Consider the following 24,477-nt stretch of genomic DNA (forward strand, 5'->3'; position numbering starts at 1 on the left):
ATTGTGTATAAATATTTGGTTGATTATAAGGCACCTAGGAAAACTTGACACATACAGGAAACCGTTTCTTTTGACAAAGCCTGGCAAATGGCGTACCTTTAAATCTGTGCAATCCATTTAATAATTAAAAGTAAGGAGGAAACCACGATGTTAGCCAACCAAAGCCACACTCAAATCACGGTCACTGCATGTTGCGAATGTAACATGACTATTTGTGTTGGGTTAAATCGTGATTTCCAGGCAAACCAGTAGACCTACATAACGACAACGACTGTTGTCACTGTAGCGGGTTTCCTCTCACGATTGACTGTGAGGGGAAGCCCGCTTTTTGTTTATAAGTTTAGGGGATTGCACACCACTAAATTGAGAAAAAGGGAGCGTTAAGGTTATGAGAAAATGGACCGGAATCGGATTAGTTGCTGCAGTAGTCGCCATGGGATTGGGTCTGGCTGCTTGTGGGCAATCGTCATCATCAGCGACGCCCCAGCAAGATTTAAAGTTACCGGCAACAGCTCAACTGGATACGATCGATTTGGCCAAGGCCACGGGTTACGGTCAAACTGGGAACGTTTTTGAAAGTTTCTATCGGTTAGGCAAGGACGGTAAAGTGGCACCTGGGCTGGCAGATTCTGCCAAGATGTCGAAGGACAAGAAGACTTGGACGTTCCACATTCGAGACAACGCCAAGTGGAGTAATGGCGATCCGATCACGGCGCAGGACTTCGTTTATTCTTGGCGGCGGACGTTGACGCCAGCTACTAAGGCTTCCTACACAACAATGTTCTCCGGCATTAAGAACGGGGATAAGATCATTGCTGGCAAGGCCGATCCCAGTGAGATTGGGATTCACGCCAAGAACAAGCACACGGTTGTTATCGAATTGGATAAGCCGATTGCCTACTTTAAGATTCTGATGGCATACCCGTTATTTGCCCCACAAAATGAAAAGGTCGTCAACAAGTACGGGAAGAAGTATGCGACCAAGTCCGAGTACATGGTGTACAGTGGACCGTTTAAGATTACCAACTGGAGCGGGACTGGAAATACCTGGTCATTCGTCAAGAACAACCATTACTGGGACAAGAAGGTTGTGAAGTTAAATAAGATTAGCTACCAGGTGGTAACTAATCCACAAACGGGGTTGAGCCTGTACCAGAACAAGAAGCTCGACTTCGCGCAACTCTCAACGGAACAGGTTAAGAACTACAAGAACAACAAGGAATTCAAGGAATATCCTTACTCTATCGTGATTCACCTGAAGTATAACTTCCAAGATGCTGATAAGGAAAAGCGGCGCATTATGAACAATCAGAATATCCGCCAGGCAATTGCCTTATCGATCAATCGTAGCCTCTTAACCAAGAAGGTCTTGGGGGATGGCTCTGTGACGCCAACTGGGTTTGTAGCCAGTGGCCTTGCCAAGGATCCCAAGACAGGTGAAGACTTTGCCAAGCAACAAGCTGTTAAGAACACCACGACCTACAACCCAACGCTTGCGAAGAAGAAGTGGGCGGCTGGTTTGAAGCAGCTGGGTCTAAAGAAGGTCAAGCTGAGTATCATGGCTGGAAATGACGATGTCGCTGCCAGCACTGTTACCCAATATTTGAAGGGCACACTGGAAAAGAACTTATCTGGTTTTGACCTCACGATTCAAAACGTTCCGGCTTCGGTCGCCCAGTCACGGGCAACGAGTGGTGACTTTGACCTCTTCCTTTCTCACTGGGGAGCCGATTTCAACGATCCCATTTCCTTCATGCAGATCCCAACGAGCTCTAATGCTTTGAACTATGGAAAGTGGTCCAACAAGGCCTATGATGCCTTGATTGACAAGGCTCAAAATCAAGACGCTGGGAACGACGAGGCACGTTGGCAGGACATGGTTCAGGCCGCTAAGCTCATCAACAGGGAACAGAGCTTTACGCCACTCTACCAGGCTAATTATGCTTATCTGCAGCGGTCCACGGTCAAGGGTGTCATTCACAACACTGCCGGGACACAGTGGAGTTACAAGTACGCTTACGTTAAATAGGATTTAAGTGTGTGTAACTTGGCCGCCTGCGGCTGCCAGGGATTCCGCCTGCTGTGGGGACGCTTCAGCCTAAAGGTCAGGCTTCTCGCTCGATTTGAAGCCCCGCCAGAGGCGCGGGTCTTCAAAGTCGCCCGTGATGTAAGGCCGAGAAAGACACTCGGTCTTACATCACCACCACGGCCGGCTCCATCCCTGGCCTCCTCCGGCTAGGTAGTGGGTTGCTACAACTACGATTGTCGTAAGTTTTACTCGATGTGAAACCTGCGACTAGCTGGGTCTATGACAGTTGGTGAAGTTGATTTCACCATGTTTTGACTGGTTTTTAAAGGCATAATGCAGTTAAATCTTTAGATTCGTGAAAGGACGCCGATTTTGTAGGCGTCTTTTTTCACTTTACACTGACTGGTGAGTCCCGGTACAATTAAGTGAGATTAAGGAGAGAGGGCAGGCTGATGGCAATTGGACCGAATGATGGTGGGCAATTTGAGACGGATGGTGCCGCGGAGTATGACGCCTATTTTGGTACCCCAACGCATGACGACCACGTGTTATTCGAACTGTTGACGGTGGGGGTCTTTCAAGTTGGTCTGAGTTGGCAGGCGGCGGCCAGTAAGTTGCCAATTTACCGGCAAGTTTTTGAGGGCCTAGCGATTCAGCCAGTGGCAGCCATGATTGATGAATTGGCAATTCCAGAGATTGCGGCATTTCCGGGGATGATTGGTAATCAGCGTAAGATTCGGGCGGTCCTCCAGAATGCCCGCGCGATTCTCAAGGTTCAGCAGGAGGTCGGCAGTTTTTCCGCCTACCTGTGGGCCTTTGTGGATGGGACGCCATTTCTCTTACCCGCACTGGAACGTGACGCGGTGGCTCATCTGTCGACGCTGGGAAGTGCCGTTGCCAAGGACATGAAGCGCCGTGGATTTAGCTTTGTGGGGCCAGTAGTAACGCATATGTTTCTATTAGCTGCGGGTATTTTACAAGAAGCCAAAGATCCAGATTAAGTGAAAATTAGGTGAGAATTCAGTGGAACCTGAAACCGATTTATTTGGGGCGCTGGCTGGCCAGAGCCGTTAGGACGGGATCCGTTATGAATAAATTTATTGTCGATTGTGCTTGACACCGAATTAGAATTGCATTAGACTTGCTATTAAATTAAGCGATTGAAAACAATGTGATCAGGAGAGTAACCACCGTCAATGGTTTCAAGAGAGCCCACGATTTGCTGAAAGTGGGTAACCCACGGCGGGGTGAAGATGGCCTGAAATGAATTGGTACCGCTGAGTCTTTTCGATGAAGTGGTAATGCTTGGCACTCATTATCGTGCACACACTTTAAGGCGTAAGCTGGCGAGTGTTAATGAGAGGTCGGCATATGTCTGACTTGAATTAGAATGGTACCACGACAGAGTTCGTTTCTATTACATTAGAAGCGGACTCTTTTCTTTTGGTCATTGTTTTCAATCGCTAGCTTCAAAATAAATTCTTTAAAAGGGATAAAGGGGATTTTGCATATGAAGAAATCATTTAAACATTTTAGTTGGCTATTATTACTATTAGTTCCACTGTTGATTGTGTCTGGCTGTGGCAAGTCCAGCAGCAACAAGACGATTAAAGTTGGGATCATGGGTTCCGATGAAAAGATCTGGAAGCCCGTTCAAAAGAAGTTGAAGAAGGAAGGGGTCAACATCAAGTTGGTGACCTTTACCGATTACAACCAGCCTAACGCAGCCTTAACGAACCATGAAATTGCCCTCAACTCGTTCCAACACACGTACTTCATGGACCAATGGAACAAGGCTCACAAGAGCAACATTGTTTCCATCGGGAAGACCGTCCGCGCACCTCTACGTCTTTACTCCAAGAAGGTTAAGAGCGTTGCTGATATCAAGAAGGGTGACCAGATTACGATTCCTAATGACTCAACTAACGAAGGTCGGGCCTTACACTTGCTTCAATCAGCTGGCCTGATTAAAGTGAACGATAGCAAGGCATTACCAACGCCTAAGGATATCACCCAGAACAAATTGAACTTGAAGATTACGCCAGTCGATGCCGCTCAGACGCCACGTTCCTTAACGGATGCCGCCGGTGCCGTCATCAATAACGAATTCGCCGCTGAAGCGAAGTTGCCAAACAGCGAAACCATTTACAAAGAAAAGATTAACAAGGCTTCAATTCCTTACATTAACATCATTGCCACGAACAAGGCCGATAAGAACAACAAGACTTACAAGAAGATTGTGAAGGCTTACCAGACCGAAGCAACGAAGAAGTTATTGAAGAAGTACTACCACGGATTAACCATCCCAGCTTGGTAACAGACCGAGATTTCTAAGTTAAAATTAGCCGGCATAAGGCGAGTAAGGAGCACGAAGATTTGACTAACGAAGCGATTATTGAGTTAAAAAATATCGACGTCACTTTCCATAATAAGGGACAGACCGTCAACGCCGTGAAGGACGTGTCACTGACCGTCAATCGCGGAGACATTTATGGGGTAGTGGGTTATTCCGGTGCGGGGAAGAGTACCCTCGTGCGGGTCATTAACCGGCTTCAGCCACCGACTGCCGGTACCGTTGTGGTGAACGGCCAAGATATCTTACACCTGACGCCTCGGAAACTACGGGCTGCCAGAACTAAGATTGGGATGATTTTCCAACACTTTAACCTGATGGATGCGCGGACGATTGCGGACAACGTGGGCTATCCCCTTCGTTTCCGGTTATCTAAGAAGAATCGGCAGGAGAAGGTGGCGCACCTCTTGGATCTCGTTGGCCTAAGCGAAAAGGCTAACGATTATCCAGCGCAACTTTCCGGTGGTCAGAAACAACGAGTGGCCATTGCCAGAGCGCTAGCCAATGACCCCGAGATTCTGATCAGTGATGAAGCGACGAGTGCCTTGGATCCTAAGACCACGTCCTCTATCCTGGAACTATTGAAGCGCTTGAACAAAGAGCTCGGTCTCACGGTGGTCCTCATCACCCATGAAATGGAAGCCGTCAAGGAAATCTGCAACAAGGTTGCCGTGATGGAGTCCGGTGAAATTATCGAACGGGGTGACCTGGTCTCGATCTTCAGTCAGCCGAAGAAGCCGTTGACGCAGGACTTCATCAACACGGCGACACAGATTAACCAGGCTCTGGAAAAGATTTACAAGCAGGCCAGTGCCCTGAACTTGAGCGACCATCAACAGTTGGTCCAGCTCCAGTACGTGGGTGCAAGTACCGATGCCCCGCTGATTACAGAACTTTACAAGCGATACGATGTGGTTTCAAATATTTTATATGGGAACGTGGAAATCTTACAGGACACGCCACTGGGTAACCTGATTGTGGTCATGTCCGGTGAACCGGATAAGTTACAAGACGCTTGGCAGTATTGTCAGGATGCCGGGATTAAGATTACCCACTTGAAGCCCACGGATTCGGAGGTGGCTTAATTGAGTTGGTTTGCTAAATATTTTCCTAATGCCGTTACGATGAAGAGTGACTTTATTCAAGCCACCGGTGAGACGCTGTATATGACACTGATTACCGCGGTGGTGGCGGGGATCCTCGGGATGATTATCGGGGTTGGCCTTATCGTCACCCAACCTGGTGGCATTCTGGAAAACCGCATCATTTACAACATCTTCGATAAGATCGTCAATCTCTGTCGGTCGATTCCGTTCGTTATTCTACTGGCCGTGATTGCCCCCTTAACCCGACTGATCGTGGGGACTGCCATCGGGACTACCGCAGCAATTGTGCCGTTGGTGATTGGGTCCGCCCCATTCTATGCGCGGCAGATTCAAAATGCCTTGGCCGAAGTTGACCACGGGGTGATCGAGGCAGCCGAATCGGTTGGTTCTGGTCCCATGGGAATTATCTTCCGGGTCTATCTCAAGGAAGGCCTGGCCGATATCATTCGTTCCTCTGTCCTAACGCTGATCAGTTTGATTGACCTGACCGCCATGGCTGGTGCGATTGGTGGGGGTGGCTTGGGGAACTTGGCCATCAACGTCGGCTACAGCCGGTTTGAAACGGACGTGACCGTCTTGGCCATGTTAATCATCTTAGTCATTGTTTTTGCCATTCAATTAGTGGGTGACCTGTTGGCTCGCCGCGTGGACCACACGGCTTAACCGCTATTAAAAGTTCGAAAAGGAGAGTTGGAAAAGTTTTCCACTCTCCTTTTCCTATGAAGTCTGTTAACTGGTAAACGGGGTAACCTAAAAAGTTTTAGAAACCGCGATTTTGTTGCCAAATTCTAATGATTTTTAGGTAAAATAGAAAAATTAAAAACACACGCGTGACGTGAGAGAGAAAGGATTCATGGGCTTGAAAAAAACAGGATCAGCAACCGAAAACGTCGTCAAAGGAATTTTCTGGGCGACCGTTGCGTCGGCAATGTTTGGGGTATCAGGAACGGTGCTCCAGTTCATCTCACAGGGACAATCGATTCCTACAAGTTGGTTCCTATCTGCTCGGACGATGGGGGCCGGGGTCACCTTACTCATTATCAGTATGATTATGTATGGCAAAGAAACGTTTACAATCTTTAAGAGTTGGCGCGAGATCGGATTGGTTGTGGCGTATGCCGTCTTTGGACTGGGGGCCAACCTGCTAACGTTTTACATTTCCGTTCAAACAGGGAATGCTGCTGCGGCCACGATTCTCCAGTATTTGAGCCCGCTGTTTATCGTGCTAGGAAGTCTGGTATTTAAGCATGTGCGACCGTTACGCAGTGATCTGATTGCCTTTGCCGTGGCCATGCTAGGGGTATTCCTAGCGATTACGCGCGGGAATATTTCACAATTGGCTATTCCGTTTGATTCACTGCTATGGGGAATTGGTTCCGGAATTACCGCGGCTTTTTACGTGGTGTTGCCACGACCATTGGTTCGTGATTACGGCCACCAACCCATTACGGTCTTGGGCTGGGGAACCTTCATTGCTGGGGTGATTTTCAATATTCACCAGCCAGTTTGGGTGCACACGCCACCTTTGACGAGTACACTTCTGATGTCGATGGCCACAGTCATTATCATCGGAACGATTCTGCCTTTTGCTTTGCTCTTGTACAGTACCCACTTCGCGCCATCCGACGTGATTAGTATTGTCGATGCCGTGCAACCGGTGATGACCTTCGTACTCTCGATTATTTTCTTAGGTTTGAAGATCTCCATCGCTGAAGTTGTCGGTTCTGCCTTGGTTATTGTGGCCATCTACCTGCTCCAACGTGGGCGGCGGAAGATTGTTGAGAAAGATTTCTGACGGGAGTGAGCGAAATTGACAACTTTTGATTGGGTTCGTCACGGTCAAACGCAGGCTAATGTCGACCAGGTCTTTCAGGGACAATTGGATACGGCGGCCACGCATCTGACCGTTCGCGGTTTGCAGCAGGCCGAACAACTCGCACAGACCTTACGGGCGGTCAAGTATGACCGTATCGTCAGCAGTCCCTTGCATCGTGCCCGGCAGACGACTGCCGCATTAACGCAGGTGATCCCGTTAGTTCCCGAATTCGATGAACGCTTACAAGAAGCTGACTATGGCCAGTGGAGCGGGCAAACGTATGCGGCCGTTAGTGCTGAGTACGCGGCGTCCTTTGATCCCGTGACGCGTGAAGTTTTACCCGATGAACTGGCCAGCGTCGGCGGTGAATCATATCTGATGATTCAGCGGCGAGTCGGGCAGTGGCTGGCCGAACAGGTCGTGGTTCACCCTAACGAACATATTCTCGTCGTGAGTCATGGTCTGACGATTAAGACACTGGCACTGCTCACGCTGGGTGCACCGGCAACGGCTGCGTTACCCGAACCTAGCAATACGAGTGTGACACGGATGGCTATTGATCCGGCCACCGGCCGACGTTACCTGCGTTTCTACAACGTGGGAACTGGTAACTTTAACTAAAATGATTGTAAAAAAATAACCTCGCCAATCGGCGGGGTTATTTTTTAGTGAAAGTCGGTTACTTCTTGAGGTTATCTTCAACGTAAGACCGAACGTCATCGTCGGACTTCGCATCCATTTCCTTCATCGAAGCTTCAGTTTTATCAGTGTCATGCCCATTGGCTTCCATGAAGTGGTCCCACAATGCGTCACGAACAGGCAGAGCCTGGTCGGACCAGTCGAACGCTTCACTCATCTTTTCATCCAATAAAGCAGTCTTTTCAAAATCAGCCATAACCAATTACCTCCAAAAAGAATTTGGGGTCAGTGGAATTTGTGATTGGCATGAATCTCACCGGCTTCATTTTTAATGTTAGTCCTTTTGGGGGAAAATGGTAAATATTTTGTTTAGATGATCCGCTAGGTCTATTGACGATTTTTATGAAAAACGGCAGAATGAGAGGTATCAGAGTGGCAGAAAACTGCCAGAAAGTGGTGTGTGGTATGGAATACCGACAACTCGGTAAGACTGGTTTCAAGATTAGTGAAGTGTCATTAGGAACTTGGCAATTGGGATCAAAATGGGGCGACCCATTCGACGAGAATGATGCCCAGAATACCTTAGCGGCCGCTTATGACGCCGGGGTAAACTTCTTCGATACCGCTGATATCTATCAGGATGGGTTGAGTGAACGCGCCTTAGCCACGTTTATTAAAGACAAACGCGATAAGGTTTTCGTCTCCACTAAGGTGGGACGTAAGCTCGATCCACACGTGGCCAGTGGCTACACGCCCGCCAATATCACAAAATTCGTGGAGGAAAGTCTGCGGAATTTGGATGTCGATGCTTTAGATAACGTGCTCTTACACTGTCCACCAACCGCTGTGTACTATACACCAGAAGTCTTCTTCACCCTCGACCAATTGAAAAAGGCCGGGAAGATTAAGAACTATGGGGTGAGTGTGGAACGGGTCGAAGAGGCAATGAAGGCCTTGGATTACGACATCTCGGCCGTTGAAATTATCTATAACATGTTTCGTCTACGGCCAGCTGACCGATTTTTCAAGATGGCACAGGAACAAAACGTGGGTATCATTGCCCGAGTTCCTTTGGCCAGTGGCTTGTTGAGTGGTAAATATACCCTGGATACGGCATTCGGCAAGGCCGACCACCGCAACTTCAACCGTCATGGGGAAGCCTTCGACCAGGGGGAGACTTTCTCCGGCGTGGATTACGCAACCGGTGTGCGTGCGGCCAATGAACTTAAGGAACGTCTGCGCGCGGGCGATCACTTGGCCCAGATGGCCTTACGTTACATTCTGATGGCCGATGCTGTCAGCACGGTGATTCCTGGGGCCTCCAAACCAGAGCAGATCAGCCGCAACGTGGCCGCAGCCGATGTTCCAGCCTTTACGCCAGAACAGATGGCGATTGTGCGCGACGTCTATGATAAGTACATCAAGGATCCGGTTCAATATCGGTGGTAAAACAAAATGGTCATCAGCTCGGTTGAAAGACGTGCTGATGACCATTTTTAGCTAGTCGGCTTGGAGTTCTAGAACCCAATTGGTCGCCTGATCATTGGTATTGATGGTTTCGGGATCAGCCATCAGGTTTTCATTAATCTTCACGACGGTGCCAGCGGTCGGCGTCTGGAAGTTCTGAACGGCTTTGTCACTCTCGACCTCGAGAATGTCGTCGCCAGCCTCCAGATGATCACCACTCAGGATGGGAAGATCCACGAAACTCAGGGTCCCCATCTGTTCACGGGCGTCGCTAGTCAGGCCCAGACGATAGTGGCCCTGGTCACGTTGTTCCAACCAGACGCCATCCGTAATGGTTAGTTCTGGCGCCGTCTGATGGCGGTGCTGCCACCAGGTTGTGAATCGTTGCCAAATTGTTTGTGTCGCCATCGCAGTTCGCTCCTTCTTAATCGTGCCTTCAGTATAGCCTTTGACTAGCGGGCCTGACAACTGGAATCCCTTGAGGATTGGAACGGGGAGAAACGGTATGCTAAACTACATTTATTAGAAGGAAGCCAAGGGGGCTGACACGATGTTTCTTATCGATACCAATCGAAATGGTCAAGCGGTTACGGACGCTGTCGTGAACCAATCTATTGATAATTATTTGGTCAATGATCTCAAGTTACCGGGACATGGATTCATGATGTATGTCAATCAGCCAGCGGTTATCGTCGGCATCAATCAGAACGTGGCGGCGGAAGTGGATTTTCACTACCTCGCCGATCAGAACGTCCAGTTGGTCCGCCGAACCTCTGGCGGGGGTGCTGTCTACCATGATGAACGGAACTTGATCTTCGAACATATTGTGAATGGCGATCCCCAAGATGGCTCAGTATTTGGCGACTATGCCATCTTCGCCGATCCCATCTTAAAGGCATTAGAGGCTATGGGCGTGTCCGACCTTGGTATTCGCCAGAAGAGTAATCTCGTGGTTGGCGAAAAAAAGTTCTCGGGGATGACCATGTTTAAAAATGGCGAGGGCTACGCTGCCGGGGGGACCATCATGTATGATCTCAACGTTGATGCAGCACACCACGCCTTATTGCCGGTTACCAAGCATACGCATCGTGGGGTAGTCTCCAATCGCGTGGCCATCACAAATCTTCGCCAATACCTGGCGCCAGCCTATCGTAACCTGACAATCCAAGAATTTAAGACGGCGTTACTGTGTCATATTTTTAAAGTGGATCGCTTGGATCAGATTGAAACCTATCATCTGACAGATCGAGACTGGACGGTGATTGATCAGCGGCTGGCGGAGAAATATCGCACCGATGCCTGGAATTACGGGGCCAATCCTGGCTTACGGGAGTATCACCGTTGCCAATTAGCAAGTGGCGATCTCCATGTGAACTTTACCCGTCAGGCGGGTCAGTACCGACGCGTGGCCTTGTTTGGGACGGTAGGGACGCCGGCTGAATTGGCGATGATTGCTGAACAACTGATGGGACAGCCAGCCACGATTGCAGCGGTCACCCCGGTGTTGTCAGCCGCCGTTGAACGTGGTGTGCTGGCGGCTAGCGATGTTGCCATCGTCGCGTCGGTTTTGACTAAGGAGGAAAACGAATGAAGGGCAAGTATGCCGTGAATCAATATATAGGGGTGCCGGTAGCGGCCAACGCCTCCGGACAATATGAAATTAAACGCGAACCAGATGGGGATTTCAAACTTCATTCCTGGCGAACCGGGAAACACAGTAAGGGCAAATATCAGGGAGTCGGACAAATATTCCTGACAGAAAACAACCTCAAGGTGGCCGTGGTGGCGGCTTCCCCCGTGCCATTCAAGGAGCGGCACCAGTTTACGCCAATGCAAAGGCTGACGAGTGAATTTGTTGGTCCGGATGTGCTTGAATTGGCCCAAGCACAATTGCCAAAATAGAATTGCACTGAGTTGGACGCCTGCGGCTGCCAGAGATTCCGCCTGCTGTGGGGACGCTTCAGCCTGAGGTGCGGGCTTCTCGCTCGATTTGAAGCCCCGCCAGAAGCGCGAGTCTTCAAAGTCGCCCGTGCTGTAAACTGGAAAAGCACCAGTTAACACCACCGCCACGGCTGGCTCCATCTCTGGCCTCCTCCGGCTAGGAGAGTTGTTAGTGGCTAGATTGGCGGCCATGTCTGAACATTATAGAATCAGGGACACCTTTCCAGTCCTTACAGGTCCCTAGAAACATAGCGATTTGGCTAATGTAAATAGAATTAGAATACAATCAAAAATCCTGACCGAAAGTGCTCATACTTTCGGTCAGGATTTCATTGTTCTTGGAATGTATATGAATTGACGGATACCACCAGAATTAATTGCCGGTAATTTGGTCTTGGGCTAAAGTGAAGTTGCCATTAGAAGACAACCTTAGCCGTTGGCAACCGGGGATGGAGCCGGCCGTGGTGGTGGCGTTAGACCGAGTGGTTTGTCTCGGCCTTACGCCACGGGCGACTTTGAAGACGCGTGGTTTTCGCGGCTTCAAATCGAGCGAGAAGCCCATAGGGCTGAAGCGTCCCCACAGCAGGCGGAATCCCTGGGTGCCGTCGGCGCCCCAGTTTTAGCTAATTAATGGTAATGGCCAGTTTGATACTAATCCTAATGGACAAAATAGGCACTCTTGAAATTGGACTGTGTGCCGACTGTATTGTAGACGACCCCGTTCAATTTGGGATTGACTAGGTAGGTGCTGGCTGGCTGTATCAGCGGCGTGGCACCCTGTTCTTGCATGAGTAGTCCCTCGGCCTTAAGAAGCGTCTGCCAACGCTGAGAGTTGAAACTAGGGGCATTGCTGGCCTGATCAATCAGGTCATCGTAGGTTTCGTTGGACCAGTGCCCAAAGTTGGCGGCGTTGTCGCTGGTGAAGAGGTCCAACATCGCCAGTGGGTCAGCGTATTGGGCCCGCTGGGTAACCACCGTCATGTCGGCAGTTACGGGGGCGTAATCTCGGTTGAGGCCTTCTTGTCTAGGCTTTAGCGTGATTGATAGTCTTGGCAGCGTCCCAACGAGTTGTTGTTTGAGAACCTTGGCCACTTTTTCTCCGGAACCGATGTCTGAGTAACCGAGGGTTAAGGTGACCCGTTTTTGATGGGTGGCCTTTAGCGCTGCCAGCCATTCTGCTTGGGCGGTCTTGGGCAAGAAGGCCAGTGTTTTCTGTTCTGGTTGCGCGGCCGCAAAGTCTGAGGTTCCGCGGACGCCCCGACTGAGGCCAGCCGGAACGATACCTTTGGCTGGCAATGAGGTGGACCCATAGGAGGCCTGGGTGAGCACCTGACGATTAATGGCATGGGAGATGGCTAGCCGCGCCGTCTTTTGGCGCATGAGCGGCGTGTTGGCAGCGTGTCCGCGTTGGCGGTAGACCAAGTTGACCATCTTTGAATAGGGCCGGGCTGTATAGTCCGCACTCTTTTCGAAACTCTTGAGGTTGGTTTTATTGACGAGGCGGATTTCATCTAGTGTTCCGGATTCGTAAGCATTCCACGCGGCACGTTGGCTCGGGTACATCCGAACGTCAATTTGACGGAGGTAGACGTGCTTGCGATCCCAGTAATGGGGGTTCGGGACCATGTGCCAGTGTTGAATGCTAAATTTGTGGCTGGAGACCATGAAGGGTCCCGCATAGACATGGTATTGGGGCTTGGTGCCATAGCGTTTGCCCATCCGCTTCGCAAACTTTTCGTTCTGTGGGCCAAATAAGGGGAAGGCCAGTCGTTGCGGCAGTTCGGCCATCGGGTGGTCCAGGTGAACGACTAAGGTGAATTTGTCTGGGGCACTGACGCCTAATTGGCTGGCTGGTAACTTGCCATTTAAGATTTGGCGGGCATTTTTAATGCCGTCAAATAAGTCCGCATTAGGGGACTTCGTGCGTGGCTGTAAGGCCCGTTGCCAGGCGAAGACGAAGTCACTGGCCGTGATTAAATCACCGTTACTCCAGTACGAATCTTTCCATAATGTGAAGGTGTAAGTGGTCCGACTCGCATTGATCTTCACTTTTTTGGCCAGAGCCAGCTCCGTATCGCTGTCACCCATTGCTGAATAGAGGCCTTCGATCGTGTTGTTTAGACGCCCAAATTGAGAAAGCTTATCCGTGTCTAAACTGGTGATGGGATGAGTTGTTGTGAGGGTTAAGTCTTGATTCTTAGTCATAACTCCCTGGCTATCGCTAGTCGTATCTGTTTCGTGGTTCGTGGAACAACCAGTCAAGATGATGCATAGCATCAGAATCCCTAAGATTCGCCAATGTTTCACGTTTACCCCTCCGATAGTGAACTGTATTCTTCTCTGATAATAGGTGAGCGAGGCGGTGGCGTCAAGCTGATTTGATCGGGTGACTTGTGGCCCTGCAGCGAATTCGCTAGAATGGTAAAAACAAGCAGAGGAGCGAGACGGATGGAACAGTGGTCTAACGAAACGATTGTCGATTTTCGTCGCACCTTACTGGCGTGGTACGACGCCAAGGGCCGCGATTTACCGTGGCGGCATGGACGGAATCCTTATCATACTTGGATCAGTGAAGTCATGCTGCAACAGACCCAGGTCCAGACGGTCATTCCTTATTATGAAAATTTTATTGCAACCTTTCCAACAGTTGCTGATCTAGCGCAAGCACCGGAGGCCACATTACTGAAGGCTTGGCAGGGACTGGGTTACTATTCCCGGGCGCGTAATCTGCAACGGGCAGCGCAACAGCTTGTCACCGACTATCATGGTCAGTGGCCGGAAACAGCGACCGAGCTTGAAGACTTGATTGGCGTGGGTCCCTATACGGCTAGCGCAATTGCCAGTATTGCCTTCGATCAGGTGGTGCCCGCGGTGGATGGCAATGCCTTTCGAGTGTTCTCACGGTTACTCATGATTGACGCCGACATTGCCAAACCTAAGACGCGGCAACTCTTCACCGATATTATTCAGCCAATCGTGGATCCAAAACGTCCAGGAGCTTTTAATCAGGCGATTATGGACCTGGGGTCGAGTTACATGACGGCTAAGAATCCAGACCCTGAGCACTCGCCAGTTCGCCGCTTTGATGCCTCGTATCACGCGGGCCGGGTCCTTGATTTTCCGGTGAAGACCAAGGCACCGCGGCCAAAATTAATCCCGTATTATGGACTTATCGTTCATTCACCAGCGGGCTATCTGCTGGTTCAACGGGGAAGTCAGGAAATGCTATCGGGCTATTGGAGTTTTCCGCTCGTCAAACAGGCCGATCTGCGAGATGAGAAGCATGCAGATGAGGCGACAGAAGAGATGGACCTGGCTACTTTACAGGAGAAGTGGGCGCGCGAGAATCAGTTGACGTTAACTCTTCAGCCGCTAGGCGGTCGCCAGGTTAGCCATACCTACACGCACCAGCGGTGGCAAGTTAAATTACTGGTGGCAGAACTCACGACGACCCCGACGTTAGACTTTTTGCCAGGGCGGTGGGTGACTGCCGATCAGGTGACCGCTTTGCCACTTCCTAAAGTTCAGGAGAAGATGATGGCCCGTTACGAACAACATGTTGGCCACGCGGTGTTCAAAGAAAATTAGTTTCGCTTCGAGCAAAGTTGCAGTATCATCAAAGTAATCAATGATGCGGCGTGGTCAATGGTTTTGACTGGTGATCGCAATAGTTTTTTTAATTAGCAGTCGGTTAGGTGGCCGAGAAATTTTACATTTACGGCCATTACGAGGGGGTACTTAATCATGCAAACCGTGTTTGATGTTCTCAAATCAGTATCCGTGAATCATCAGGAAGTCGAAAGCCATCAGGTGGTTGTGACCGATCCGAAAGGTAAACCCAATGGCTTATTGACCGACTTGCTTCACGATTTAATCAATAATGCGTTACTCTTTGTTTCGCTAAAAGAGATGGCAACTGCGCCGGCATTAATCGAACGGCTGAGAAGCCATACGCCACTGCCTGATGACGTTTTAAGTGAGTACAGTAAGATTCTAACGGAACCTTGTTATGGCCTGAATTTCGCCCCGCAGAAGGCTCAGATTGAGCTGATTGTTCGGCGCTAGGAGAGCTCATATGACGGATGAGTTAATTGAAACAGCGCCGGGCGCAAATACCGCTCCACCAGTCTTGTTATTGCAGGGAACGGGTGGAACTAATGAAGAAATGCTGACTTTTGGTCGGCGTCTAGCGCCGCAGAGCCCGCTGATGACGATTGGTGGTCGACTGGGCGAAGGGGCACAGCGGCAGTACTTCCAACAGACGGCAGCGGGTCCCGTTGACCCCCAACAGGTTGCGACTGAATCGGCCTGGTTAGGGGCCAGTGTCCGCCAGATTTGTCGGAATCATCGCTGGGATGTCGACCACTTAATTACCGTGGGTTATTCTAATGGGGCAGCAATGGGATCTTATGGTTTGCGTACCGGGGATCTGCCGGGGACAACGGCGGTTTTATTTCACCCATTATGGCTCGCAACACCTCAAATTGTTGAACGACCAAAATTAAATATTTGGCTGTCTGCTGGGCAACGTGATCCGTTAGTAACGGTGGCTACGGTGCAACAAGTAGCGGCCGATTGTCGGCGTACAAAAGCCGCAGTAACCCTTTACCAGACCGGTGGTAGTCACATGCTGACACCACAAGAAGTGAGTGCCACGAAAAACTGGTTGGGTGAAAACGATTAAGGGAGTACGCTAAAAAAGTTTTAAAAAACGAGCACTTCTCATTTGCTATTTTGGAGAATACCTGTTATTCTATTGATAATGTATTTATGGTTCGGAAGTTTTAAAGGCTCGACGTTCTTATAAGAATGGCTCCTTTTTACCCCAGCTTTCAAATGCAAATAATATTGCGCTATGCGCACACGGAGGTTTCATTCTTATGGAACAAGGTACTGTTAAATGGTTCAACGCTGATAAAGGTTACGGCTTCATCACTTTGGAAAACGGCTCAGACGTGTTCGTTCACTTCTCAGCTATCAACAGTGAAGGCTTCAAGACGCTTGAAGAAGGCCAACACGTATCCCTTGATGTAGAACAAGGCGACCGTGGCCCACAAGCTGCTAACGTATCGGTTGTCGACTAATTTACATTAGCCTAAATCGTGTCGTAAAAAACCACTAACTTCGGTTAATGGTTTTTTTTTCGTCTATGGCATTATCGGGCGAAAGGCGAATTGCTTGTAAAGTTTGATTGGTCAGTTTACGATAAGACTAATAAAATTAGGCGGTGATTTTGAATGAGTGAAACGGTTTTTAACCAAACAGAATTGGCCAAATTTAACGGCCAAGATGGGCAACCAGCTTATGTGGCCGTTGATGGCGTGGTCTACGATGTATCCGGTGTCGAAGCCTGGCAGGGTGGCAAACATCATGGCAATTTGGCAGGAAACGAGCTCACCAGTGTCATTGATGGCCAATCTCCCCATGGTCGCAAGGTTTTGGCAAAACTTCCTGTGGTCGGTAAGTACCAAGACGACTAATTCCTAGTGGTCGGCAATAGAGATGAAAAATAGGCGTCGTGAGCATAATCTGCTCACGACGCCTTCTTTAGCTTATTCGATTACTTTTAAATGATGTCGCAAGAGAGATTCGAACCCTCGACCTACGGTTTAGAAGACCGTTGCTCTATCCAGCTGAGCTATTGCGACCTAATGGAAGTCTGCTCGACAACTTCTTAATTATAGAGAAGCCAACCCAACCTGTCAATTACTGTTAGGAATTGCTTCTGTCGGCCAACCCCTGGTCAGGTTTACAGGCTTAACTTACTAGCCTGATAAAATCTCAAGAATTTCTAATTTTTGATCAAAACGGCTTGCAATGTTCCTGTAACATTACGATAATATAACTGTAACCTAAAGTTGACGGGGGGAATTGCTATGCATGCACTAGTTATTATTTTATTTATTATTGGTTTAGCGGCAGGTGGTCAGTTGTATCTCAACAACCGAGAGGCATTCCGCAAGAATAGTAAGCATCTCGCTACCCGAAGCAAGTTACCTGACGATTCTGACCGTCGTTTGATTTAACTAAATTTTCATTTAGCAGTGACTGGAATCATTATTCCGGTCACTTTTCTTATACGCATTTTTACAAAAGCGGCTAGATTATTGGACGAGATGGGCATCAGGTCCCCAAATAAAGGGGATTTGTGATAAAGTGGGGCTACAATTAAGTACACGATAGAAAGGGCGTTCACACGACAATGAAGACGTTAGTATTGGTAGCGCATCCTCACTTGGCGGATTCGAGTAGTCAACAGTTTCTAAAGGAAAGTCTACCGGCCACAGGGATCGACTGGGAGTGGTTGGATGGCCAACAAGCCATTGACGTGGACCGGGAACAGACGAAGCTGCGTCAGGCCGATCGGGTTATTCTCCAGTTTCCCCTCTATTGGTTTGCCGCACCGGCCAGCCTCAAGCAATGGGAAGACACGGTGTTAACCCGAAAGTTTGTTTACGGCGATCACCGGTATCCACTCGCGGATAAGGAACTCGGCGTGGTGGTCACAACAGGCATGCCGGGGAAGGCCTTTCAACGCGGGGGAGCCGAGGGGATTACCCTGGATGCTGCATTAGCCCCATTGGCGGCAGTGACTCAGCGAGCTAAGATGACCTGGCTGCCCACCTTGGCTATTCATCAATTTGGTTATCTCAATGAAAGTGAAAAGCTTCAATTGGTGATTCGCTATCAGCGTTATTTGACGCAAGCCCAACCAGACAGTCTAACGTCTCGCCAGACTTGGTTTGCCGAAAGATTACCGGGGATGATTGATCGGTTACCGGCAGACCAGCAGGCCAAAGGTAAATTGATTGCCAGCGTCTTCGAACAGAAGAGTGCCGACCTGGACCAGTTGGCCGATACCTTGGCACTCATAAAGGAGCAGAGTGATGACTGAAAATGCAGCGTGGTTAAACGAACAGATTGATCAATTAGCCCAGCAACAGGCAAAGTTTACCGACCGCGCCTTCTGGCTAGCCTTAAAACAACTCATTGCCGAGCAGGATCGGCGAGCGGACCAACTCGGAGGTGAGGTTGACGGCCGCACCTGGAGCCCCGATCAGTGGTAATCGGATCGAAACCAAAATAAAAGGGTCACGACAGGTGTCGTGACCCAGTGTAGCGCGTTCATCATTAAAGGTTTTGTTCCATCGCAGCCCAGTGGTTGATAGGGCCAAATTTGTGGCCGACTTCAACGGGATTACCGATGGCCGTATTGACGAATTGCTTGGCAATCATAATGGCATCCTTCATCGGGGTCCCCTTAGCGAGTTCTGCGGTAATGCAAGCGGACAGGGAATCCCCAGTGCCATTTACTCGGTCGGTTTCATGGTAAGGTTCACTCAGCCAGAAGTTCTCGCCGGATTCTAACAACACGAAATCTTTGACGTGCGTCTGATTTTCCTTGGCATGGCTGCCCTTGGCGATGACATTCTTGGCGCCCATCTTTTGCATCTTACGCGCAGCTTCTTCCATGTCGGCATCGTTGTTGATCGTCATTTCGGCAATCTTCTGAGCTTCGTAGAAGTTAGGCGTGAGGACCGTAGCGAGAGGCAACAGATCAGTTCGTAGCGTATTAAAGGCGCTCTCTTCCAGAAGTTGGTTACCATGTTTGGTCATGATGACGGGATCCACGACTAGGGGACCGAAGTCAGCGGCCTGGTAGTTTTTAACGACGTTATGGATCAACTCGGAATCAGCCAGCATCCCGGTCTTAGCGGCCTTGATGTGGTAGTCGTCGGCAAGGTCCTTAAATTCTTGGTCAATGAAGTCGGTTGGCATTGGGACGCTGGCGTGGATGCCATAGGAGTTACCGGCGACACAGGCGGTGATGACTGAGGCACCGTGGACGTGCCGGGCAAAGAAAGTATGTAGGTCGGCTTGCATGCCGGCACTACCGTCGCTATCAGACCCAGCGATGGTGAGGGCTTGTGGAAATGAGTTGACCATAAGAGTGAGACCTCCAGTGTTTTAAGAATGGGTCTAGCATAGCATAAGTGATTGTAAGCGCGCTATTAAGACCCTCTATAAATAAATCTATGAGGAGTGAGAACCATGTCTAAAGCCTTGCGGCAGTTGGCTTTTTGGTGGATTATGGGGGTCGCTGCCAGCTGGTATGCTATCGTGGGATCGGTGACGACGGCGTATCAAATTTTTTCCAGCGAACCCATGACTTTATCGATCGGGATCGGATTAACTGTGATAAGCTTAATAGGGTTAAGTCGTGCCGCCAAGCGGGGGTCCGCTTGGAGCCTCATTCCATCAACGGTGATCACCATTGCCCTGATTCTGGGGTTGGTGGTGGACGCCACGTTGTTGGGGCTGGGCATGACGATCCCAGGCTTTTATTAGGTGAAAAATAGAATTGTAGGAGGTCGATTAACGCCCATGTTAATTCAACAAGGTCTTATCGAAAATGCAACACAACCACAAGATATTCGAATTGAGGATGGCAAGTTTACGGCAATTGCTGATCATTTAACGGCAAAAGATCACGAACAGGTGATTGATGCGCACGGTAAATTGATTTTGCCACCGTTTGTTGATCCTCATGTTCATTTGGATAGTACCATGACGGCCGGTGACCCAGAATGGAACCAATCCGGGACCTTATTCGACGGCATTCGAATTTGGTCAGAACGGAAGAAGACGCTCAGTATCGAAGACGTCAAGACCCGCTCACGCCAAGCATTGGAACTTCAGGCCTCACATGGGGTGCAGTTCGTGCGGTCTCACGTGGACGTCACCGATCCTGACCTCACGGCATTAAAAGCCTTGATTGAGGTTCGTGATGAAGTGAAAGACTTTATTGAATTACAATTAGTGGCCTTCCCGCAAGAAGGGATTCTTTCCTTCCCACATGGGAAAGAATTGATGGAACAATCCGCTAAGTTGGGTGTCGACGTCATCGGGGCCATTCCGCATTTTGAATTCACCCGTGAATACAGTGTGGAATCCCTCCACTTCGCCGTTGAACTCGCTCAGAAATATGGCAAGTTGGTCGATGCCCACTGCGACGAAATTGATGACCCAGCCTCGCGTGGTTTGGAAACCTTGGCTACGTTAGCCTTAGAAACTGGTTTGGGTGACCAAGTGACGGCCAGCCACACCACAGCCATGGGCTCTTATAACAATGCCTATGCCTACAAACTGATGCGTCTCTTACAGATGTCACACATCAACATGATTTCTAACCCACTGATTAATACCCACTTAGGTGGCCGTTTCGACACCTATCCTAAGCGTCGTGGGTTGACCCGCGTGAAGGAACTGAACGCTGCCGGCGTTAACGTGGCCTTTGGGGAAGATGACATCAAGGATCCTTGGTACCCAATGGGTGACGGGAACATGCTGGATGCCCTACACATGGGAATCCATGTGACCCAGATGATGGGTTACGATGACATCAATGGGTCATACAAGTTCGTGACAACTAACGGGGCTAAGGCCATGCATGTGGGTGACCACTATGGCATCACCGTTGGCAAGCCAGCTAACTTGGTCATCATGAACAATGATAACTTCTACAACGCTCTGAACCAACGTTCCGAAGTCCTCTACTCAATTCACCATGGTAAGGTGATCGTGAAGACCGACCCGAAGCAGGTTCACTTAGACCTTTAAGCTTAAATTAACGACGACTTTCTCTGCCTGACGGTGGGGAAGGTCGTTTTTTAGTCAAAAAAGGCGCTCCGGAAAAAATCCGGAACGCTTGTTTGAGTCGCACCTATTTACGAGTGCGTTTAGTTTTTTTAACAGTAATGACACTGGCCGGTTCGGCAGGTGCCGCTGGTTTACGCTTAGCTTGATTCATATCGCGTAATTCGGCCTTCAGAGCTTCAATTTCGTCAACGTGATGGGTCTTCCATTCCTTGTAGGAACTGGCAGAGTCCGTGTCGTTGGGTTTTAAGCCCATGTTGAGCCAGAAACAAGCTTCGGATAAACTGGAAAAATTGTGAATCCAAAGGGTCTGGCCGTTGTCGGAATCAAAGGCAACGTAGGAACGGTAATGTTTCTTCAGGAACGTGTGACGCCGAATCTTGAAGGCTTCGCGTTTTCTGGTCATCCGGTAATCAGGTAAAATGTATTGGCCGGAGGTGGACAGCTGGGGAAAACGTTCGTCACGTTGTTCTCGCTGATCCTTGAGCATTGCGCGGGCTTGGTCGACGGTGATAAGTGAAGCGTGGATTGGATTCTTCATCAAAAACCCCCTTAAATAATTGAAAAAAATACAGGTATTGACAGTCTCCGGCCAATACTCACACTGTCTAGGTTATCATAATATAAAAGTTATGAAAACAATTTAAGCTTTTAAATTAACCTTTTTTAAGGATCGTTGAATTTTCAGAAACTTTCAAGCGAGACAACAGAGATGGTAACGGCAACATAAACTTAGTAATTGTGGATTTACAGGATTGTGGGTAAAGTATGGTAAACTAGCTTAGATTAGTTTGAAAGCGGAGGGATTTAGGTGGCACAGAAATACTATGCGGTGCGCAAAGGAAAGAAGCCGGGCATCTATCGAACTTGGCCGGAAACTCAGAACCAGGTGAGCGGCTTTTCCGGGGCTCAGTACAAGAGTTTTGCGACAGCGGCCGAGGCCAATGCCTTCATGAAGGGGCAGACAGCAGTCAAGCCCACCACTAAGCGGCGTCAAGCAACGCAGCCAACAACGAGTCCGGCTGATGCGGACATCACCGTGTACACGGATGGTGGGTCGCGGAACACCGGCAACGTTGCTGGCGGACACGTCCGGGCCGAAGACAAGGCGGCTTGGGCCTATCGAATCGAATTACCTGATCGCGTAGAGAAGGGCTCCGATGGTGAGTTCGGGGCGACCAACAATCGGATGGAAATCATGGCTTTTCAAAATGCCCTGCAACACTTGGTTGATCTGGGTGTGACCGATCAGAAGATTTGTTTTGTTCTAGACTCGCGGTACGTGCTGAATGCGGTGACCCAAGGCTGGTTGGCCGGCTGGAAGCGGCGCGGTTGGAAGCGTAGTGCGGGGCCGTTGGCCAATGCTGAATTATGGCAAGAGGTTGACCGATTGTTGCCCCAATTCGCCCACTTGAGTTATCAGTGGACGAAGGGCCATGCGACGAACCAAGGAAACGTTTTTGTTGATCACTTGTTGAATGAAACGATGGACCGGATGAGTGGCGGTAGTCAGACGCAAATGAAGGCACCAGTGACGCCACAGACTAAGGCGACAACGACGCCGAAACATGGCCAAACGACGGCTCAATCTGTGGCCGATCTGAGCCGGAGCTTACAGGATTTTCCATTTCTTGATAATTAAGGGTATAATGAGACCTAAGGATTACATGCGGATAACCTAATTTGGGGGACTAGACTGGTCTGCCAGTCCTAGTCATGGGTTTAAAAAATTAAGTCAATGAATGGGGTACCGATGATGCAAGCAAAATTAATTCCGTATCTGGAATTTGAAAACGCGAAAGAGGCCATCACCTACTATGAGCAGGTGTTTGGTGCAACCGATGCCTATCGGGTTAGTCCGACAGCGGATGAGGTTGAACAATTTGGGTTGGAACCAACCATGAATTTGGCCGAGATGACCATGAGTGGGGGCTTTCGGGTCATGGGCCTAGATATTCAGTGTGCTGATGCATTGATGGGTCAACCGACCTCATCAACCCTGGTGTCCTTAATGATTGCGGTGGATGAACAGGATTCGGAAGGCGTTAAGGCCCTGACCGACCTGTATCAACATCTACTTAAATCAGATATCAAGGCTATCAGTCCGTTTACGACACAGACCGCCGGTGGCAAGATGGGACAGGTCGTTGATGCCTACGGGATTACCTGGATTTTGCGTGAACAACCGATGTTATTGGATAATTAAAGAATTTTAGTGTGGTCGTAGCTGAGTGCTACGGCTTTTTTGTATTTTATGTAGAAGTGCATTGGAGGTAGTACTGGACAATCAGAGTCTGCCACTGGATTTTGAAATGCGTAGCCGTGAGCAACGACAGGTTTCGTGAAGAATCACTGACAACAGTTTGATAAAGACTATTTGTAGTGAGAGCGTTTGGGGACCAGACACTGATCGTTACTGCGACTCTATTTGGGGGCCAGGCCACTCGCGTGTTATCATGAAACGCAAGAGGAGTGATTCAAGATATGGCAACGGAACGAGAAAAGATGACGGCGGGACAACCGTACGAACAATTTGACAAGGAACTTATCGCACGGCGGATGGTGGCACGTAAGCAATTACGGGCAGTCAATCAACTGGATGACAATGCAGAAAGAAATAACGGTTATCGGAAATTAATTGAAGATACCGGGGATGACTTCTTCGTTGAAGCGGGGTTCAAGTTTGACTACGGCTGGAACATCCACATCGGGAATCATTTCTACGGGAACTATGATATGACGTTCCTCGATACCTGTCCGATTACAATCGGGGAAAACTGCTACTTTGGCCCAAACATTGGCCTCTACACGCCAGTTCACCCCTTAAACGCCATGGCTCGGAAGAATGACGTTGAGATGGGGGCACCCATTACCATTGGCAACAATGCCTGGTTGGGTGGTCGGGTCACGATTCTTCCTGGGGTTACCTTGGGAGATAATGTGGTTGTCGGCGCCGGTTCGGTCGTCACGAAATCCTTCGGGGATAACGTGGTCATCGTGGGTAATCCAGCTCGAGCAATTAAGAAAATTGACAACAGTGAAGCTGGAAATGCCGCTGCGAAGGCACGTTGGGCAGATAAGCTCGGCGACTAGTCGAAATCGCCCTCGACGTAAATTCTAATCAAATTCTTAGATTCCTATCATGATAGGGCGTGTAACCGCTTTAACTTCTATTTAAAAATCTTATTGTAGTGCTAGATTTTACTAATCATTGCTTCCGCGTATAATAGACTCTGGATATCGCTTTAAGAGATTTGCGAAGGCAATTTGTATACAACCGTTAGGCGCTGTACAGGTGGCTCGTAAGACGACCTGGAAACAGCGCTTTTTTCGTACAATCTCTTCTGAATCGATGCCGCTGAGAGTCCACCGGATTTCTCAGGAATCAAATGAGGAGGATTATTTATTTTAGCGCTTGAATTGTCAAATTAAGTGCAACACTACATTAAAGAATATTTCATAAGGCGTT

28 protein-coding genes and 1 tRNA gene are annotated in these 24,477 nt (G+C 49.3%); 23 read left to right on the plus strand and 6 right to left on the minus strand.

Annotated elements, in window-relative coordinates:
• Window positions 1-388: 388 nt before the first annotated feature.
• The 7 genes from IV54_RS10705 (at window position 389) to IV54_RS10735 (ending at window position 7,925) form a co-directional block, all read left to right on the plus strand.
• Window positions 389-2,029, plus strand: a complete 1,641-nt coding sequence (locus IV54_RS10705; protein ID WP_057879318.1) for a peptide ABC transporter substrate-binding protein — start codon at window positions 389-391, stop codon at window positions 2,027-2,029.
• Between the two features lie 452 nt (window positions 2,030-2,481).
• On the plus strand, window positions 2,482-3,030 hold the full coding sequence (locus IV54_RS10710) for a DNA-3-methyladenine glycosylase I (protein WP_057879319.1): 549 nt from the start codon (window positions 2,482-2,484) through the stop codon (window positions 3,028-3,030).
• Window positions 3,031-3,539: 509 nt separating this feature from the next.
• Window positions 3,540-4,346, plus strand: a complete 807-nt coding sequence (locus IV54_RS10715; protein WP_057879320.1) for a MetQ/NlpA family ABC transporter substrate-binding protein — start codon at window positions 3,540-3,542, stop codon at window positions 4,344-4,346.
• A 59-nt stretch (window positions 4,347-4,405) separates the two neighbouring features.
• Window positions 4,406-5,467: a methionine ABC transporter ATP-binding protein gene (locus tag IV54_RS10720; protein ID WP_083488584.1), complete on the plus strand. Its 1,062-nt coding sequence runs from the start codon at window positions 4,406-4,408 to the stop codon at window positions 5,465-5,467.
• A gap of 39 nt (window positions 5,468-5,506) precedes the next feature.
• On the plus strand, window positions 5,507-6,151 hold the full coding sequence (locus IV54_RS10725) for a methionine ABC transporter permease (protein ID WP_191980420.1): 645 nt from the start codon (window positions 5,507-5,509) through the stop codon (window positions 6,149-6,151).
• A 190-nt stretch (window positions 6,152-6,341) separates the two neighbouring features.
• Window positions 6,342-7,283, plus strand: a complete 942-nt coding sequence (locus IV54_RS10730) for a DMT family transporter (RefSeq protein ID WP_057879322.1) — start codon at window positions 6,342-6,344, stop codon at window positions 7,281-7,283.
• Between the two features lie 15 nt (window positions 7,284-7,298).
• Window positions 7,299-7,925 carry a histidine phosphatase family protein gene (locus IV54_RS10735; protein ID WP_057879323.1) on the plus strand — a complete coding sequence of 209 codons (627 nt, stop codon included), beginning with the start codon at window positions 7,299-7,301 and terminating at the stop codon, window positions 7,923-7,925.
• A gap of 58 nt (window positions 7,926-7,983) precedes the next feature.
• Here IV54_RS10735 and IV54_RS10740 read toward each other — a convergent pair whose 3' ends face one another.
• On the minus strand, window positions 7,984-8,199 hold the full coding sequence (locus tag IV54_RS10740) for a P8 family protein (RefSeq protein ID WP_057879324.1): 216 nt from the start codon (window positions 8,197-8,199) through the stop codon (window positions 7,984-7,986).
• Window positions 8,200-8,408: 209 nt separating this feature from the next.
• On the opposite strand from IV54_RS10740, the gene IV54_RS10745 reads away from it, so the two are divergent.
• The gene (locus IV54_RS10745; RefSeq protein WP_057879325.1) at window positions 8,409-9,392 is read left to right on the plus strand and encodes an aldo/keto reductase; all 984 of its coding nucleotides are present in this window, start codon (window positions 8,409-8,411) and stop codon (window positions 9,390-9,392) included.
• 51 nt (window positions 9,393-9,443) lie between these two features.
• Here the strand turns inward: IV54_RS10745 and IV54_RS10750 are convergent, their stop codons facing one another.
• Window positions 9,444-9,818, minus strand: a complete 375-nt coding sequence (locus tag IV54_RS10750; RefSeq protein WP_057879326.1) for a glycine cleavage system H family protein — start codon at window positions 9,816-9,818, stop codon at window positions 9,444-9,446.
• Between the two features lie 142 nt (window positions 9,819-9,960).
• Between IV54_RS10750 and IV54_RS10755 the strand changes: the two genes are divergently transcribed.
• Both IV54_RS10755 and IV54_RS10760 read left to right on the plus strand, forming a co-directional pair.
• Window positions 9,961-11,001 (plus strand): lipoate--protein ligase family protein, encoded by a 1,041-nt coding sequence (locus tag IV54_RS10755; protein WP_057879327.1) that lies wholly within the window; start codon window positions 9,961-9,963, stop codon window positions 10,999-11,001.
• Window positions 10,998-11,312, plus strand: a complete 315-nt coding sequence (locus IV54_RS10760) for a DUF7671 family protein (RefSeq protein WP_057879328.1) — start codon at window positions 10,998-11,000, stop codon at window positions 11,310-11,312. Before IV54_RS10755 ends, IV54_RS10760 begins: the two co-directional genes overlap by 4 nt.
• 696 nt (window positions 11,313-12,008) lie before the next feature.
• Here the strand turns inward: IV54_RS10760 and IV54_RS10765 are convergent.
• Window positions 12,009-13,658: a peptide ABC transporter substrate-binding protein gene (locus IV54_RS10765; RefSeq protein WP_237756722.1), complete on the minus strand. Its 1,650-nt coding sequence runs from the start codon at window positions 13,656-13,658 to the stop codon at window positions 12,009-12,011.
• A gap of 141 nt (window positions 13,659-13,799) precedes the next feature.
• Between IV54_RS10765 and IV54_RS10770 the strand changes: the two genes are divergently transcribed.
• The 5 genes from IV54_RS10770 to IV54_RS10790 all read left to right on the plus strand — a co-directional run bounded on the left by IV54_RS10770 (window position 13,800) and on the right by IV54_RS10790 (window position 16,831).
• On the plus strand, window positions 13,800-14,939 hold the full coding sequence (locus tag IV54_RS10770; protein ID WP_057879329.1) for an A/G-specific adenine glycosylase: 1,140 nt from the start codon (window positions 13,800-13,802) through the stop codon (window positions 14,937-14,939).
• 156 nt (window positions 14,940-15,095) lie between these two features.
• Window positions 15,096-15,416: a hypothetical protein gene (locus tag IV54_RS10775; protein WP_057879330.1), complete on the plus strand. Its 321-nt coding sequence runs from the start codon at window positions 15,096-15,098 to the stop codon at window positions 15,414-15,416.
• 10 nt (window positions 15,417-15,426) lie between these two features.
• Complete coding sequence (locus IV54_RS10780) at window positions 15,427-16,035, plus strand: alpha/beta hydrolase (protein ID WP_057879331.1); 609 nt, start codon at window positions 15,427-15,429, stop codon at window positions 16,033-16,035.
• A gap of 196 nt (window positions 16,036-16,231) precedes the next feature.
• Window positions 16,232-16,435 carry a cold-shock protein gene (locus IV54_RS10785; protein WP_011668621.1) on the plus strand — a complete coding sequence of 68 codons (204 nt, stop codon included), beginning with the start codon at window positions 16,232-16,234 and terminating at the stop codon, window positions 16,433-16,435.
• Window positions 16,436-16,588: 153 nt separating this feature from the next.
• The gene (locus tag IV54_RS10790; protein ID WP_057879332.1) at window positions 16,589-16,831 is read left to right on the plus strand and encodes a cytochrome b5 domain-containing protein; all 243 of its coding nucleotides are present in this window, start codon (window positions 16,589-16,591) and stop codon (window positions 16,829-16,831) included.
• Between the two features lie 94 nt (window positions 16,832-16,925).
• On the opposite strand, the gene IV54_RS10795 is transcribed toward IV54_RS10790, so the two are convergent.
• Window positions 16,926-16,999, minus strand: a tRNA-Arg gene (locus tag IV54_RS10795).
• Window positions 17,000-17,227: 228 nt separating this feature from the next.
• Here IV54_RS10795 and IV54_RS11950 point away from each other — a divergent pair.
• From IV54_RS11950 to IV54_RS10805, 3 genes are all read left to right on the plus strand, one after another.
• On the plus strand, window positions 17,228-17,377 hold the full coding sequence (locus IV54_RS11950; protein WP_164479009.1) for a hypothetical protein: 150 nt from the start codon (window positions 17,228-17,230) through the stop codon (window positions 17,375-17,377).
• Window positions 17,378-17,553: 176 nt separating this feature from the next.
• The gene (locus IV54_RS10800; RefSeq protein WP_057879333.1) at window positions 17,554-18,246 is read left to right on the plus strand and encodes an NAD(P)H-dependent oxidoreductase; all 693 of its coding nucleotides are present in this window, start codon (window positions 17,554-17,556) and stop codon (window positions 18,244-18,246) included.
• A complete protein-coding gene (locus tag IV54_RS10805) occupies window positions 18,239-18,418 on the plus strand; it encodes a hypothetical protein (RefSeq protein WP_057879334.1) in 180 nt (59 codons plus the stop codon). Before IV54_RS10800 ends, IV54_RS10805 begins: the two co-directional genes overlap by 8 nt.
• Window positions 18,419-18,482: 64 nt before the next feature.
• On the opposite strand, the gene thiD is transcribed toward IV54_RS10805, so the two are convergent.
• Window positions 18,483-19,298 carry a bifunctional hydroxymethylpyrimidine kinase/phosphomethylpyrimidine kinase gene (thiD, locus tag IV54_RS10810; RefSeq protein ID WP_057879335.1) on the minus strand — a complete coding sequence of 272 codons (816 nt, stop codon included), beginning with the start codon at window positions 19,296-19,298 and terminating at the stop codon, window positions 18,483-18,485.
• Between the two features lie 105 nt (window positions 19,299-19,403).
• Between thiD and IV54_RS10815 the strand changes: the two genes are divergently transcribed.
• A complete protein-coding gene (locus tag IV54_RS10815) occupies window positions 19,404-19,700 on the plus strand; it encodes a hypothetical protein (protein WP_057879336.1) in 297 nt (98 codons plus the stop codon).
• Between the two features lie 36 nt (window positions 19,701-19,736).
• Window positions 19,737-20,972: a cytosine deaminase gene (gene codA / locus IV54_RS10820; protein WP_057879337.1), complete on the plus strand. Its 1,236-nt coding sequence runs from the start codon at window positions 19,737-19,739 to the stop codon at window positions 20,970-20,972.
• 103 nt (window positions 20,973-21,075) lie between these two features.
• Here the strand turns inward: codA and IV54_RS10825 are convergent, their stop codons facing one another.
• Window positions 21,076-21,549 carry a hypothetical protein gene (locus IV54_RS10825; protein WP_057879338.1) on the minus strand — a complete coding sequence of 158 codons (474 nt, stop codon included), beginning with the start codon at window positions 21,547-21,549 and terminating at the stop codon, window positions 21,076-21,078.
• A 270-nt stretch (window positions 21,550-21,819) separates the two neighbouring features.
• Here IV54_RS10825 and IV54_RS10830 point away from each other — a divergent pair, with 270 nt between their 5' ends.
• The 3 genes from IV54_RS10830 to IV54_RS10840 all read left to right on the plus strand — a co-directional run bounded on the left by IV54_RS10830 (window position 21,820) and on the right by IV54_RS10840 (window position 24,101).
• Window positions 21,820-22,650 (plus strand): ribonuclease H family protein, encoded by an 831-nt coding sequence (locus IV54_RS10830; protein WP_057879339.1) that lies wholly within the window; start codon window positions 21,820-21,822, stop codon window positions 22,648-22,650.
• Window positions 22,651-22,764: 114 nt separating this feature from the next.
• Window positions 22,765-23,214 (plus strand): VOC family protein, encoded by a 450-nt coding sequence (locus IV54_RS10835; protein WP_057879340.1) that lies wholly within the window; start codon window positions 22,765-22,767, stop codon window positions 23,212-23,214.
• Between the two features lie 278 nt (window positions 23,215-23,492).
• Window positions 23,493-24,101 carry a sugar O-acetyltransferase gene (locus IV54_RS10840; protein ID WP_057879341.1) on the plus strand — a complete coding sequence of 203 codons (609 nt, stop codon included), beginning with the start codon at window positions 23,493-23,495 and terminating at the stop codon, window positions 24,099-24,101.
• Window positions 24,102-24,477 lie beyond the last annotated feature (376 nt).

Source organism: Levilactobacillus paucivorans (assembly GCF_001437125.1).
Taxonomy (GTDB): domain Bacteria; phylum Bacillota; class Bacilli; order Lactobacillales; family Lactobacillaceae; genus Levilactobacillus; species Levilactobacillus paucivorans.

Excerpts from the sequence above, each read along its gene's own strand:
- IV54_RS10705 (WP_057879318.1), top strand. The coding sequence starts at position 389 with ATGAGAAAATGGACCGGAATCGGATTAGTTGCTGCAGTAGTCGCCATG.
- IV54_RS10710 (WP_057879319.1), top strand. The coding sequence starts at position 2,482 with ATGGCAATTGGACCGAATGATGGTGGGCAATTTGAGACGGATGGTGCC.
- IV54_RS10715 (WP_057879320.1), top strand. The coding sequence starts at position 3,540 with ATGAAGAAATCATTTAAACATTTTAGTTGGCTATTATTACTATTAGTT.
- IV54_RS10725 (WP_191980420.1), top strand. The coding sequence starts at position 5,507 with ATGAAGAGTGACTTTATTCAAGCCACCGGTGAGACGCTGTATATGACA.
- IV54_RS10730 (WP_057879322.1), top strand. The coding sequence starts at position 6,342 with ATGGGCTTGAAAAAAACAGGATCAGCAACCGAAAACGTCGTCAAAGGA.
- IV54_RS10740 (WP_057879324.1), bottom strand. The coding sequence starts at position 8,199 with ATGGCTGATTTTGAAAAGACTGCTTTATTGGATGAAAAGATGAGTGAA.
- IV54_RS10745 (WP_057879325.1), top strand. The coding sequence starts at position 8,409 with ATGGAATACCGACAACTCGGTAAGACTGGTTTCAAGATTAGTGAAGTG.
- IV54_RS10750 (WP_057879326.1), bottom strand. The coding sequence starts at position 9,818 with ATGGCGACACAAACAATTTGGCAACGATTCACAACCTGGTGGCAGCAC.
- IV54_RS10755 (WP_057879327.1), top strand. The coding sequence starts at position 9,961 with ATGTTTCTTATCGATACCAATCGAAATGGTCAAGCGGTTACGGACGCT.
- IV54_RS10760 (WP_057879328.1), top strand. The coding sequence starts at position 10,998 with ATGAAGGGCAAGTATGCCGTGAATCAATATATAGGGGTGCCGGTAGCG.
- IV54_RS10770 (WP_057879329.1), top strand. The coding sequence starts at position 13,800 with ATGGAACAGTGGTCTAACGAAACGATTGTCGATTTTCGTCGCACCTTA.
- IV54_RS10775 (WP_057879330.1), top strand. The coding sequence starts at position 15,096 with ATGCAAACCGTGTTTGATGTTCTCAAATCAGTATCCGTGAATCATCAG.
- IV54_RS10780 (WP_057879331.1), top strand. The coding sequence starts at position 15,427 with ATGACGGATGAGTTAATTGAAACAGCGCCGGGCGCAAATACCGCTCCA.
- IV54_RS10785 (WP_011668621.1), top strand. The coding sequence starts at position 16,232 with ATGGAACAAGGTACTGTTAAATGGTTCAACGCTGATAAAGGTTACGGC.
- IV54_RS10790 (WP_057879332.1), top strand. The coding sequence starts at position 16,589 with ATGAGTGAAACGGTTTTTAACCAAACAGAATTGGCCAAATTTAACGGC.
- IV54_RS11950 (WP_164479009.1), top strand. The coding sequence starts at position 17,228 with ATGCATGCACTAGTTATTATTTTATTTATTATTGGTTTAGCGGCAGGT.
- IV54_RS10800 (WP_057879333.1), top strand. The coding sequence starts at position 17,554 with ATGAAGACGTTAGTATTGGTAGCGCATCCTCACTTGGCGGATTCGAGT.
- IV54_RS10805 (WP_057879334.1), top strand. The coding sequence starts at position 18,239 with ATGACTGAAAATGCAGCGTGGTTAAACGAACAGATTGATCAATTAGCC.
- thiD (WP_057879335.1), bottom strand. The coding sequence starts at position 19,298 with ATGGTCAACTCATTTCCACAAGCCCTCACCATCGCTGGGTCTGATAGC.
- IV54_RS10815 (WP_057879336.1), top strand. The coding sequence starts at position 19,404 with ATGTCTAAAGCCTTGCGGCAGTTGGCTTTTTGGTGGATTATGGGGGTC.
- codA (WP_057879337.1), top strand. The coding sequence starts at position 19,737 with ATGTTAATTCAACAAGGTCTTATCGAAAATGCAACACAACCACAAGAT.
- IV54_RS10825 (WP_057879338.1), bottom strand. The coding sequence starts at position 21,549 with ATGAAGAATCCAATCCACGCTTCACTTATCACCGTCGACCAAGCCCGC.
- IV54_RS10835 (WP_057879340.1), top strand. The coding sequence starts at position 22,765 with ATGCAAGCAAAATTAATTCCGTATCTGGAATTTGAAAACGCGAAAGAG.
- IV54_RS10840 (WP_057879341.1), top strand. The coding sequence starts at position 23,493 with ATGGCAACGGAACGAGAAAAGATGACGGCGGGACAACCGTACGAACAA.